Annotated in this window: 13 protein-coding genes; 10 read left to right on the plus strand and 3 right to left on the minus strand. The window is 39.7% G+C overall.

All coding sequences use genetic code 11. From position 1 onward, the window contains the following. Window positions 1-29 precede the first annotated feature (29 nt). From TSIB_RS06395 to TSIB_RS06435, 9 genes are all read left to right on the plus strand, one after another. Window positions 30-644, plus strand: coding sequence for an energy-coupling factor ABC transporter permease (locus tag TSIB_RS06395; RefSeq protein WP_015849587.1), 615 nt, complete (start codon window positions 30-32; stop codon window positions 642-644). Then, entirely contained in the window at window positions 641-889 is a 249-nt protein-coding gene (locus tag TSIB_RS06400) for a PDGLE domain-containing protein (RefSeq protein WP_015849588.1), read from the plus strand. Before TSIB_RS06395 ends, TSIB_RS06400 begins: the two co-directional genes overlap by 4 nt. Before the next feature lies 1 nt (window position 890). After that, window positions 891-1547 (plus strand): energy-coupling factor transporter transmembrane component T, encoded by a 657-nt coding sequence (locus tag TSIB_RS06405; protein WP_015849589.1) that lies wholly within the window; start codon window positions 891-893, stop codon window positions 1545-1547. After that, window positions 1544-2332, plus strand: coding sequence for an energy-coupling factor ABC transporter ATP-binding protein (locus tag TSIB_RS06410; RefSeq protein ID WP_015849590.1), 789 nt, complete (start codon window positions 1544-1546; stop codon window positions 2330-2332). Before TSIB_RS06405 ends, TSIB_RS06410 begins: the two co-directional genes overlap by 4 nt. A 90-nt stretch (window positions 2333-2422) precedes the next feature. After that, window positions 2423-4918 carry a maltodextrin phosphorylase gene (gene malP, locus TSIB_RS06415; protein ID WP_015849591.1) on the plus strand — a complete coding sequence of 832 codons (2496 nt, stop codon included), beginning with the start codon at window positions 2423-2425 and terminating at the stop codon, window positions 4916-4918. Between the two features lie 63 nt (window positions 4919-4981). Then, on the plus strand, window positions 4982-5659 hold the full coding sequence (gene pyrH, locus TSIB_RS06420) for a UMP kinase (protein ID WP_015849592.1): 678 nt from the start codon (window positions 4982-4984) through the stop codon (window positions 5657-5659). Window positions 5660-5711: 52 nt separating this feature from the next. Next, a complete protein-coding gene (locus TSIB_RS06425; protein WP_015849593.1) occupies window positions 5712-7031 on the plus strand; it encodes an NAD(P)/FAD-dependent oxidoreductase in 1320 nt (439 codons plus the stop codon). Between the two features lie 252 nt (window positions 7032-7283). After that, window positions 7284-8567 carry a sodium-dependent transporter gene (locus TSIB_RS06430; RefSeq protein WP_015849594.1) on the plus strand — a complete coding sequence of 428 codons (1284 nt, stop codon included), beginning with the start codon at window positions 7284-7286 and terminating at the stop codon, window positions 8565-8567. 125 nt (window positions 8568-8692) lie between these two features. After that, the gene (locus TSIB_RS06435; RefSeq protein ID WP_015849596.1) at window positions 8693-9742 is read left to right on the plus strand and encodes a pyridoxal phosphate-dependent aminotransferase; all 1050 of its coding nucleotides are present in this window, start codon (window positions 8693-8695) and stop codon (window positions 9740-9742) included. A 43-nt stretch (window positions 9743-9785) separates the two neighbouring features. Here the strand turns inward: TSIB_RS06435 and TSIB_RS06440 are convergent, their stop codons facing one another. The 3 genes from TSIB_RS06440 to cgi121 form a co-directional block, all read right to left on the minus strand. Beyond that, window positions 9786-10049, minus strand: coding sequence for a TMEM165/GDT1 family protein (locus TSIB_RS06440; protein WP_015849597.1), 264 nt, complete (start codon window positions 10047-10049; stop codon window positions 9786-9788). A 33-nt stretch (window positions 10050-10082) separates the two neighbouring features. Continuing rightward, window positions 10083-11258 carry a pyridoxal phosphate-dependent aminotransferase gene (locus TSIB_RS06445; protein ID WP_048160394.1) on the minus strand — a complete coding sequence of 392 codons (1176 nt, stop codon included), beginning with the start codon at window positions 11256-11258 and terminating at the stop codon, window positions 10083-10085. A gap of 131 nt (window positions 11259-11389) precedes the next feature. Next, window positions 11390-11812 (minus strand): KEOPS complex subunit Cgi121, encoded by a 423-nt coding sequence (cgi121, locus tag TSIB_RS06450; RefSeq protein ID WP_048160395.1) that lies wholly within the window; start codon window positions 11810-11812, stop codon window positions 11390-11392. 210 nt (window positions 11813-12022) lie between these two features. Between cgi121 and TSIB_RS06455 the strand changes: the two genes are divergently transcribed. Then, complete coding sequence (locus TSIB_RS06455) at window positions 12023-12214, plus strand: ribbon-helix-helix domain-containing protein (RefSeq protein ID WP_015849600.1); 192 nt, start codon at window positions 12023-12025, stop codon at window positions 12212-12214. Window positions 12215-12231: the final 17 nt, after the last annotated feature.

Raw genomic sequence — 12231 nt, forward strand, 5'->3', positions numbered from 1 at the left:
TTATCAAATAGTTACGGGAGGTGAATTCGGTGCACATTCCTGATGGGCTATTGAGTCTTCCAGTAATAGCGATAACATACGTGCTGACGATTGGAATCCTTGGGTATTCTCTAAGGAAGCTAAAGGACTTCCCAGAAGAGAAGATCCCTCTCCTAGGGCTATTTGCAGCTGGAATATTTGCTGCCCAGATGGTGAATTTCCCAATTATAGGGGGAGTAAGCGGGCATTTACTTGGAGCGGTACTTGCGGCGGTACTTTTGGGCCCATACGCAGCAGTTCTTATAATGACAGCAGTGCTACTAATTCAGACCCTCCTCTTCGGGGATGGTGGAATAACAGCCATAGGGGCCAACATATTGAACATGGGGATAACTGGAGCTTTTGCTGGATACTGGATATACTCAAAGCTCAAGAACTTTAGTGAGGCATTTGGAATAGCATTAGCTTCCTGGTCGGCAGTAGTTTTAGGTGCCTTCTTGGCTTCAGTAGAAATAGGTGTAAGCCACAGTCTGCCTTTTGGAAAAGTGCTGGGCCTAATGGTTGGCTACCATACTGTAATAGGCATTGGAGAAGCGTTAATAACTCTCTTTGTGGTAAATGCTCTCAAGTCTAGACTCCCCGAGATAGGAGGTGTTCCAGCATGAGAAGCATCGTAAAGGGGTTACTCATAATCCTTATCCTACTCGCTATAGCCTTACCTTTTGCATCTGATAATCCGGATGGGCTTGAAGCAACAATGGAAAAAGTACACCTAGAGGAATCCCCAGTTTACAGTGCTCCTCTCGACTACGGCGAAACATGGGGACAAAGCTTAATAATGGGAGCAATTGGAATAACCCTAGTGTTTGGTGCAGTTTATGGACTTGGAAAACTAGTAAAAGGTGCCTAAATTGCATCTCATTTTCATTTTCATCTATGCCTTGGTAATAGTTACAAGAACAAGCTTAGCTGAGCTGTTTTACTTTCTTCCGATATTGATGGTATTAATATTGCTTTTCAAACCTAAAAGAATGCTTTTTAAACACTTGGGATTCCTCTTAGGCTTTGAAGGGTTTCTGTTTATTCTAGCGTTGTTTACACCAGGAGATCCCCTGGTGACAACTCCCCTTGGAACAATAACCTCCGAGGGCATTCAAAGATTTTCCCTCTTACTTGGGAAAGCGTTTCTTTCTTCTTCTGCCGTTGTTGTAATCTCAAATTCTCTTGGATTTCCATACCTATTAGGTGAGATGGAGGCCCTTCGCTTTCCCCGAATACTGGTGCTAACTCTTGCATTCACCTACCGGTATCTCGAGCTTTTTGAAGAAGAGGCTCTTCGGATGAAAAGGGCACTAGACTCCAGGGCATTCAACATTGGAAAAATAGAGTACTACAGAAAGCTGGGGGCACTCATAGGAGAAACGTTTGCCAGAGCATACATCCGGAGTATAAAAATACACTGGGCAATGCTCTCCAGAGGTTTTGGAGAATTTCCCAAAGTAACTAAGGAAAGAAGAGTTGAACCCCTAATTCTAACCTTAATTGCATTGGGGGTGGCGTTGCTTTGATAGAACTTGTGAATGTCCATTTTTCATACAACAACCGAGAAGTTCTGAAGGACATTTCACTTAAGATAAACGATGGAGAAGTATTTGGAATCTTAGGCCCAAATGGAGCAGGAAAATCGACATTGATACTGCACTTGAACGGAATACTGAAACCCAAAGAGGGAAAGGTCATAGTAAACGGTATAGAGGTTAACAAAAAGCCAAAGGAAGCTAGAAAAATAGTGGGAATAGTATTTCAAGACCCAAATGACCAGCTCTTCTCTCCCAAGGTATTTGATGACGTTGCCTTTGGTCCATATAATTTAGGCTTACGTGGAAGGGAGTTGGAGGAGAGAGTTGTAAAAGCTTTGAGGCTTGTTGGCATGGGAGATTACATATACAGAGAAACAAAAGAACTTAGCTTTGGAGAAAAAAAGAGGGTAGCGATAGCAACGGTGCTTGCAATGGAACCAGAGATTTTAGTGTTTGACGAGCCCTTCGCTAACCTTGATTTTCGAGGAAAGAAAATGCTAAGGGAGTTAATTGAAAAATTCAGAGGAGAAAAGACCATAATTTTATCTTCCCATGAAGCTGAATATCTTACACTCTGTGATAGGATAGTCCTTCTAAGCGAGGGGAAAATTGTAAAGATTGGGAGCCCAGAAGAGATTTTAAGGAATGCTGGACTTCTCAGAGAGCACAATTTAGATGTGCCCTCTTTGATAGATTTATTCTCAAGTCTTGGGCTAGAAATACCCCGAAGCCTGGAGGAAGCTAAAAGAAAGCTTAAAAAAGTTTTAAGGTGAATTTTATTGCTGTTCTCTTTTTTCTCCAAAATCCTTATAATGTATCACTGCGAATGAGTAACAAAATCTTGGCACTCACGGGGTGATGATATGGAGGCCGTTATTAATCAGATAAAATCAAAACTCCCGGAAAATTTAGAAGGGCTTTTGGACTTAGGATATAATTACTGGTGGAACTGGAATAGAAGGGCCACAAAACTTTGGGAAAAAATAAATCCTGAACATTGGAGAGAATATAAGAATCCCGTCAAGCTTCTTCTTGATACTCCTGAGGAGAGACTAAAAGAACTTTCAAAAGACGATGATTTCATAAATCTGTATGAGCTTGTTATTGATCAGTTTAGACACTATATGGAATCTGAAAACACTTGGTTATCAACGAATTGGCCCAAATGGGAAGAACCTGTTATATACCTGTGCATGGAATACGGAATAAGTAAAAGTCTTCCTATATACTCTGGTGGACTTGGAATACTCGCAGGAGACCATTTGAAAACTGCAAGCGACTTAGGGCTTCCTTTTATAGGTATTGGTCTTCTTTACAAGCATGGATACTTTAAACAACAAATAGATAAAAATGGAAACCAAATAGAGGTATTTCCGGAGTATGACCCTCATGAAATGCCAATAAAACCCTTAACAACAAAAAAGGGAAATCCAATTCTCATAGAAGTTCCAATAGAAGATAGAACAGTTTATGCGAGAGCTTTTGAAGTTAATGTTGGTAGGGTAAAACTTTATCTTCTTGACACAGACGTTCCTGAGAACTCCCCAGACGACAGGACAATTTGTGATTATCTCTACAATGCCGAAATTGATAAACGAATAAAGCAAGAAATTCTCCTTGGTATTGGTGGGATGAGGCTCTTGAGAGCATTAGGGATTGAATCAGCAGTGATCCATCTAAACGAAGGACATCCCGCCTTTGCAAATTTCCAAAGAATAGCATGGTATATGGAAGAAGGTTTGAACTTCTTAGAGGCTCTAACTATTGTAAGAGCAACTACTATTTTTACAACTCATACGCCGGTACCAGCTGGCCATGATAAATTTCCCATAGTAGAAGTGGAAAAAAGATTGGCTAAATTCCTTGAAGGAATTCCAAAAGAAGAATTTCTTAACCTAGGTCGTGAAGGTGAAGAATTCAATATGACTCTTCTTTCGATAAGAACTTCAAGCTACGTGAATGCCGTAAGCAAACTACACACTGCCGTCACCAAAGAAATGTGGAAAGAGCTCTGGAAAGGCGTTCCTCCTGATGAAATGCCTGTAGAGGGCATTACAAATGGAGTCCATACAAAAACATGGCTACATAATGAAATAAAGAAGCTCATTGATAGATATATCGGAAGAGTTTGGAGAGATTATGCTGAGTTGGAGGGCCTTTGGTATGGCGTAGAGAGAATTCCCAATGAAGAACTATGGGAAGCCCACCTAAAGGCAAAAAAAGAGCTCATAGACCTCATCAAAAGAAATATGAAAGAAAGGAACAAAAGACTTGGCATTGAAGAGCCTATACCAGAAATAAACGAAAATGCATTGTTAATTGGCTTTGCAAGGCGTTTTGCAACATACAAACGCGCAACAATGATCTTCAATGATTTAGAAAGACTCAAAAAAATAGCAAACAATCCAGAAAGGCCGGTATATATAATTTTTGGAGGAAAAGCGCACCCAATGGATACTTCAGGTAAAGAATTTCTAAAAAGGCTCTATGAAGTTTCCCAAATGCCAGAATTTAAAGGCAAAATCATAATATTCGAGAATTATGATATGGGTTCAGCTAGGGCCATGATATCGGGAGTGGATGTATGGCTCAATACTCCCCGACGACCTTTAGAGGCTAGCGGAACGAGTGGAATGAAGGCAGGCCTTAATGGTGTCCTCAACCTAAGTGTTTACGATGGCTGGTGGGTTGAAGGATATAACGGTAAGAATGGCTGGATTATAGGAGAGGAGAGCATTGAACCAGAAACTGAGGGAGATGATATAACTGATGCAGAAAGTCTGTATGAATTACTAGAAAATGAGGTTATTCCCACATATTACGAAAATAGACAAAGATGGATTTACATGATGAAAGAGAGCATAAAGAGTATTGCTCCACGCTTTAGCACACACAGAATGCTTAAAGAGTATGTGAACAAGTTCTACTCAAAGGCTTTAACTAATGCCGTTCTCCTAAAAAGAGACAAATTCAATACAACTAGAGAGATCGCCACATGGAAAGCAAAGGTGCTTAATTCATGGAACAAGGTTAATATAGAAAGGATTATCACTCATGATGCCATTGCTACTGAAATAATAGTAGACTTAGATGAACTTGCTCCCGAAGATGTAAAAGTTGAAATCTACTATGGGGTTAAAGCAGAGGGATATGCTATAGAAAAGCCGTATATAATAGAACTCAAACGTCCTCAACACCTAGGAGATACAAAATGGCTCTACAGATACAAAGGGAATGCTCTCAAGAACCTTGGAAATCCGTGCTGGCACTATGCAGTGAGGGTTTATCCATACCACGATAAATTGCCCCATAAATTCTTGCTCGGTCTTATTAAGTGGAAGGGTTTCTTTGACTTTTAACCCTCCAAATCTATTTTTGGAAAACGTTATAAAGCAAAGTTCTTCAATTTAAGGAGGGTTATCATGAGAATAGTATTTGATATAGGTGGATCTGTTCTAGTCCCAGATGAGCCTGATGTAAAGTTCATAGAGGAAATTGCCTACCAACTGACAAAAATCAGTGAAGATCATGAAGTAGCTGTTGTAGTCGGAGGAGGAAGAGTTGCAAGAGAATATATTCAAGCAGCAAAGTCTTTCACACCAAACGAAACTTTCAAAGATTATATTGGAATCCACATAACAAGAGCCAATGCCATGCTCTTGATTGCAGCTCTCAGAGAAAAGGCATACCCCTTTGTTGTAAGTGACTTCAGAAAAGCTTGGGAAGTTATGCAGCTCAAGAAGATACCTATAATGGGAGGAACTCATCCAGGACACACCACAGATGCTGTAGCAGCACTGCTGGCAGAGTATCTTCAAGCAGATCTCTTAGTAGTTATAACAAATGTTGATGGAGTTTACGACAGCGATCCAAAAAAGAATCCAAATGCAAAAAAGTTGGACAGAATTTCAACTGAAAAACTTGTAGAAATAGCAATGCAAAGTGAAAGCAAAGCTGGAGGAAGTGGAGTCGTTGATGCATTGGCAGCGAAGTTCATTCAAAGAGGAGAGATAAAAACCCTAATTATTGGTAAAGATGATGCAAGAACTCTTTTTGATGCAATAAAGGGCAAGCACAAGGGGACATTGGTTGAACCTTAATTTCACAACCTTTTTATATTTATTAAGGTTTCTCTTATATGGCGATGTTACAATGAAGATTGTAGTGATTGGTTCTGGAACAGCCGGGAGTAATTTTGCACTCTTTGCAAGAAAGCTTGATAGAAAAGCGGAAATCATTGTAATAGGAAAAGAAAAAACAATGCAGTATTCCCCCTGTGCATTACCATTCGTTTTAAGCGGAAAAATCCCAAAGCTAGAAGATATCGTTGTATTTCCCAATGAATTCTATGAAAAACAAAAAATTCAAATGATGCTTGAAACCGAGGCAAAAACCATAGACAGAAAGAGAAAGGTTATAATCACAGATAAAGATGAAGTCCCATACGACAAACTTGTATTAGCTACAGGCTCCAAAGCATTCGTTCCACCAATTAAAGGTGTTGAAAAGAGAGGAGTCTTCACATTAAAAGAAATGAGAGACGTGAGAGAAATACAAGAATACATAAAAGAAAGAAAGCCAAAAAAAGCCGTTGTAATAGGTGCGGGCTTAATAGGGCTTGAAGGGGCCGTTGCATTTAGAGAACTTGGAATGGAAGTTCTCGTTGTTGAACTTCTCGAGCATCTACTTCCAACAATGCTTGACAAGGATATAGCCTCAATAGTACAATCCCATCTAGAGGAAAGGGGAATCCAATTCAGATTTGGAGTTGGTGTGAGTGAGATTATCGGAGATCCAGTAACGGCCGTAAAGATAGGAGAAGAGAAAATTGAATCTGATATAGTCCTTGTAGCAACTGGTGTAAGAGCGAACGTGGATCTTGCAAGAGAAGCTGGATTGGAAATAAAGAGGGGCATTGTTGTTGATGAATATCTGAGAACAAGTGATCCAGACATATATGCTATCGGAGACTGTGCTGAAGTCTATGATGCCGTGACTGGAGAGAGAATACTAAGCCAGCTAGGTACAACAGCTGTTAGAATGGCAAAAGTAGCTGCTGAGAATGTTTTTAATAAAAACGTGAAGTTTAAACCAGTGTTTAATACAGCCATAACAGAACTTTTTGATCTGGAGATAGGCACTTTCGGAATAACACAGGAAAGAGCAAGGAAAGAAGGGATTGAAGTGGTAGTAGGCAAATTCAAGGGATCAACTAAGCCAGAGTATTATCCTGGAGGAAAACCAATAACCGTGAAATTGATCTTTAGAAAAGATAATAAAAAGCTAATAGGAGCCCAAATAGTTGGTGGAGAGAGAGTATGGGGAAGGATAATGGCTCTAAGCTTTGCTGCCCAGAAAGAGGCTACAGTTGAAGATATTGCCTATGGAGAAACAGCTTATGCACCCCCAATAAGTCCGACTATTGATCCAATAACTGTTGCAGCAGAAATGGCTCTTAGAAGATTTAAATAACATTTGCTCTTTTTCCTTCTTTTTTGACTCTTTTTTTGATTCTAAAGGACAAGAGTCAACTTTTTGTCATAATGACAAATAAGGTTGGAAAAGATTTTTATAGATGTCCTCCATTCTAATACGTTGATGCACTATGATATTCAGGAGTGAGGGTTTTTGGGAGTATAGTTGGTGAACCTTTTCTATACGTGGGTTATTTAGTAGTCCCTAACTCTAATTTCGACGTTTCAAAACTGTTTGGAGGTGTAGTTTGTGGCCAGAGAAACTTGGGGAAGTAGAGTAGGTTTTGTTGCAGCATCTATAGGAAGCGCAGTAGGTTTAGGAAACATCTGGATGTTTCCAATGAGAGCCGGCCTTTATGGAGGAGCTGCGTTTTTAGTACCCTATTTGGTATTGCTATTTACAGTAGGAGTTGTAGGACTTACTGTAGAATGGACTTTAGGAAGATCAACCAAAGGAGGCCCAATAGAAGCGTTCGCCAAAGCACTACCCGGAGGAAAGTACCTTGGAATACTTGTCAACATAATAATGATAATGATATTTGCCTTTTATTCACTAGTACTTGGATGGATACTTAGATACTTTATCGCCACCCTTACAGGAGAATTAACAAAAGCTAATCCAGGTGCATTCTTTGATGCTCTTGCCTTTAGTAAAGAGGCACTTCTGTGGCAGTTTATAGTAATAGCAATAACCGTAGGTATAGTGGCAATGGGTGTTCAAAAGGGAATTGAAAGAGCCAACAAAATCATGATGCCAGCCCTTTTTGTGCTTCTTATCATGTTAACAATAAGAAGCGTTACACTTCCCAACGCCTATGAAGGACTCAAATTTTACCTTTTACCTGACTGGAGCAAAATGATGAGCGGAAAAACATGGATGATAGCACTATCACAGATGTTCTTCTCTCTGAGTGTTTTGGGTACTACAATGGTAGTTTACGGAAGCTACCTGAAGGAGAGCGATGACATTCCTCTATCAGCAATAGCAACAGCTTTCGGGGATACAGCGGTAGCAGTCACAGCGGGTTTCTTAATATTCCCTGCAGTATTTTCCTTTGGAGTCGAACCCACAGCAGGACCAGGACTAGTTTTTGTAACACTCCCCATGGTATTCCAAAAAATGCCTGGTGGAATATTCTTTGGGATGTTGTTCTTCCTCTTGTTGATATTCGCTGGATTGTCCTCAACAGTTTCAATGCTCGAAGTCTACGTTGATTCAGCAATTACAAAGCTCAATATGAGTAGAAAGAATGCCTCGGTTCTCCTAGGTCTGGCGACCTTCCTAGTTGGAGCCCCCTCTGCACTAAGCCCCTCATACTTTGATTGGATCGCAAACATCTCTACTGTTTATATAGGCCCATTAGGAGCCTTAATAGCAGCTTTAGCATTAATAAGGCTTGGAATAGAGAAGGCCTATGAAGAACTCAGAAAGGGGGCCTTAATAGAAGTCCCAGAAGCCTGGAAACCTTGGGTAAAATACCTTTACCCAATAGTGATAATAGTCATATATATCTCACAGTTTGTACTGGGGTGATAAAATGGACATAGTCTACCTCATAGCAATATTTGTAGTATTAATAATATACGGTCCCTTGATATGGGCTCTCTACCGGCTTTCAAAAGCTTCCACCTCTTAATTTCTTTTTTTGGTGAGTCCCTATGGCAATAAAAGACGTTAAAAATATGGGAAAAGATTATGGAAAGGATTTGCCAAAAGGAGACTACTTAGACTGTGCCCTCGCACATAACCCATTTGGATGCCCTACGCTGGTGATTGAAGAACTCAAAAAGCTTAGTTTTCATGATATACACTTGTACCCTAATAATGATGAAAAACTCAAAGAAGCTCTTGCAGAATTCTGGAATGTAAAAAATGACCAGATTTTCCTCGGCACAGGCTCTATGGGATGTCTTCAGAAAATTAATAAGCTTCTCACTCCTGGTTCAGTTGTTCTTGGCTATTCTCCTCAGTTCCTTCCTTATATTAACGACGCCCGTTTGAACGGAGCGGTTTACCACTATGTACCCCTACTGAGGGAGGAAGATTTTACTATAGATGTTTCCAGAATAATTGCTCAAATCGATGAGAGAACGACCTTCATCTACGTGGATAACCCAAACAATCCTACCGGCCAGATCTTCAAGCTAAAGGAGATTGAAGAACTTGCGGAAGAAGCTGGAAGAAAGGGGGCTATTCTAATCGTTGATGAAGCATTTGGAGAGTTTATGGAGAAAAGGAATTCCGCAATAAACCTCGAATATCCAAACGTTGTGATCACAAGGTCATTCTCAAAGGGCTTTGGGCTGGCCGGCCTGAGAATCGGATACTGCGTGGTAAAGGGCAAGGAGATGAAAGAGTTGCTTTTTAAGGTCGATTTTCCATTCTCAATCACAAACATCTCAATACGAGCCGCTCTAAAAGCGCTTGAGGATACAGAATTTTTAAAGAAGACTATCAAGAAGACCAAAAAGAGCAAGGAGAAAACCATGAAGGAGCTTGGAAGAAGGTTTCATATAGCAAAGACCCACAAAACAACCCCAATCTTCCTGTGTGGTGGTCAAAAAGATACATATGGCTATTTTCTTCAGAAAGGAATCCTCACAGTCCCAGGAAGTGAATTCATGAACCTTGATGATTCGTATGTCAGAATAAGAGTGCCGAAAGATGTAGATGAGCTTCTAACAAGAATCAATCTTCCATCACCATAAAAAAGAAGAGCAACACAGGAGGTTTAATCTTCATTTTTCTCACCTAAAGCTTTCCGAGTAGCATTAATATTCCAAAGAGGATAAACAGCACTCCTGCTCCCTTGTGAATAAGCTCAAAAGGTAAGGCATCACCTATTTTGTCCCCCAATATTGCCCCGATCAAATTAACGGAAACCAACCCTAAAACCGCTCCTAGAAATGCCTTTACCCATCCATATTTAGAGGCAAAAGCAATTGTCGCTAGCTGGGTCTTATCTCCCAGTTCTGCAAGAAAAATTGCTACAAACACATAAAGAACTTCTTTCAAAAGATCCCCTCCTTTAAAAAGATAATTAAAAAATCAAAGCTCCTCAAGAGCTTTTTTCATCCTTGCCATTGCTTCCAATAAGTTCTCTTGGCTTGTAGCATAGCTGATTCTTATGTAACCCTCACCGGCGGGTCCGAAGGCAGTTCCTGGGATAACTACTACTCCAGCCTTATCTAAAAGCCACTCTGCAAACTCCTCACTCTTCATTCCAGTTCCCGTTATGTTTGCGAAAACATAGAACGCACCCTTGGGTTCAAAAGCTTTTATATGAGGCATTTCTTTCAAATGCTCTAAAACCAATTTCCTTCTCTTCTCGTACTCTTTCCTCATCTCCTCTACAGCCTTCCAGCTTGCTTCTTCTCTAAGTGCGGCCACTCCGGCAATCTGGACAAATGAAGCAACGTTTCCAATGATGTAAGCATGGAGCTTTATCATGTCTTTGACGACATCTTCAGGAGCGATTGTAAAACCTAATCTCCATCCGGTCATTGCAAAAGTCTTTGAGAAACTATTCGCCAATATAGTGTTATCTGGAGCGTATTTAATCATCGGCACATGCTTTGCTCCATCATAAAGGAAGTGCTCATACGGTTCATCACTAAGAATGTAGATATTATAATCCTGGGCGATGTCTGCCACAGCCTTAGCAACTTCCTCATCCAAAGTTGCACCAGTTGGGTTATTCGGGTAGTTTAAGACTATCATTCTAGTTCTCTTTGTGATTAACTCTAAAAGCTCGTCTGTATCTGGTTGAAATTCATTCTCTTCTTTTAATGGCAACCGAATGTACTTTGCTCCAGAAACTTTTGCATCCTCAACATAGCACACAAATGCCGGGTCAGGTATTATGACTTCATCTCCTTCCTCGAGCAAACTTTCAAATGCAAGATAGGTAGCTTCATAAGCTCCAGCCGTTACAAGAACATTCTGGGGTTGAATTCTCATCCCATAGTGACTGACATAATATTCTGAAATTGCGTTTCTTAGCTCTGCAATTCCAGCATTTGGGGTGTAGTGTGTCCATCCCTCATCAAGAGCTCTTTTTGCAGCTTCCTTTATATTTTTAGGTGTATCAAAATCAGGTTCTCCTATTCCAAGTGAAATGACATTTTTCATTTTTGATGCTCTTTCAAAAAGCTCCCTAATCTTTGACCTCTGGATTAGATTTATACGATCTGCAACGAAATATTTATGCTTTTTATAACGCATTATCCATCCCCCCAATAGCACTTATGAATGATGGAGATATTCTTATAAATTTATCGAGAAACGTTCAAAAACGAAGACAAAGTACAAGAATTCTTCGGGATTTAAACAATGAACCAACAATTTGAGTAATGTTAAAGGACATCAACCAGAGCAATCTGTTCAACGGATTCCTTCACTTTCTCTTTCTCACAATTCGTAAGCTGGAGTTCCTTTGCACCAATTTTCAATAGAACTTCCGCCAAATCCTTCTCAGCATTTTCACCAAATGCTACTATGAAGTTTTCACCCTTCTTTGCCCCAACCAGATTAATAGCATCCTTTATTTGAAGATTACCACTAACTCTTAAGAGAATTTCTCCCCTGATAGTTTTGGCTTTGTTTGTACCTCTTTCGAAAGATTTTAATGCCAACACTGTAGCAAATACCACTTTTTCCCAACATTCCACATTCAATATTTGAACGTTATTAGGAAGTATCTCAAAGATTTGAGTAATGTTCTCAACTAAGATTTTTGCAATTGCAATTCTTTTGTTATTGTACATCAATACTCTCATTACATCTCCCCTAAGTGAATTATTCGTTATTTATTAAAGTTTTTGCGTATATAGAAGTATGCGTTCACTTAAAATATTTGAGTTTCTCTCTATTTTTTTAAAAATTCTTGGATATTAATAATATCATGATATTAAATCAAAAACAAAAAGTATTTAACTAATTAAAACAACATATTCATTAGCTACGCTCGTATATATGGTGAAACCGCCATGGCCAAAATGAAGATCATTAGTGTACAGCTACCGCAAGGACTCATAAATGCCCTTGATGTATTAGTTAGAAGAGGGGTATATCCCAACAGGAGTGAAGCGATTCGAGAAGCTATCAGAGAACTGGTAAAAAGAGAACTTTATGTCATGGAGTCAGAAGAAAGAGAAATTCCAGAATACGTGGTGAAATAGGAGTGTCGGAGGGATTA

The sequence above is a fragment of the Thermococcus sibiricus MM 739 genome, assembly GCF_000022545.1.
Classification (GTDB): Archaea; Methanobacteriota_B; Thermococci; order Thermococcales; family Thermococcaceae; genus Thermococcus_A; species Thermococcus_A sibiricus.

Coding starts and splice junctions, on each gene's coding strand:
- TSIB_RS06400 (WP_015849588.1), top strand. CDS start 641: ATGAGAAGCATCGTAAAGGGGTTACTCATAATCCTTATCCTACTCGCT.
- TSIB_RS06435 (WP_015849596.1), top strand. CDS start 8,693: ATGGCAATAAAAGACGTTAAAAATATGGGAAAAGATTATGGAAAGGAT.
- cgi121 (WP_048160395.1), bottom strand. CDS start 11,812: ATGAGAGTATTGATGTACAATAACAAAAGAATTGCAATTGCAAAAATC.
- TSIB_RS06425 (WP_015849593.1), top strand. CDS start 5,712: ATGAAGATTGTAGTGATTGGTTCTGGAACAGCCGGGAGTAATTTTGCA.
- TSIB_RS06455 (WP_015849600.1), top strand. CDS start 12,023: ATGGCCAAAATGAAGATCATTAGTGTACAGCTACCGCAAGGACTCATA.
- malP (WP_015849591.1), top strand. CDS start 2,423: ATGGAGGCCGTTATTAATCAGATAAAATCAAAACTCCCGGAAAATTTA.
- TSIB_RS06445 (WP_048160394.1), bottom strand. CDS start 11,258: ATGCGTTATAAAAAGCATAAATATTTCGTTGCAGATCGTATAAATCTA.
- pyrH (WP_015849592.1), top strand. CDS start 4,982: ATGAGAATAGTATTTGATATAGGTGGATCTGTTCTAGTCCCAGATGAG.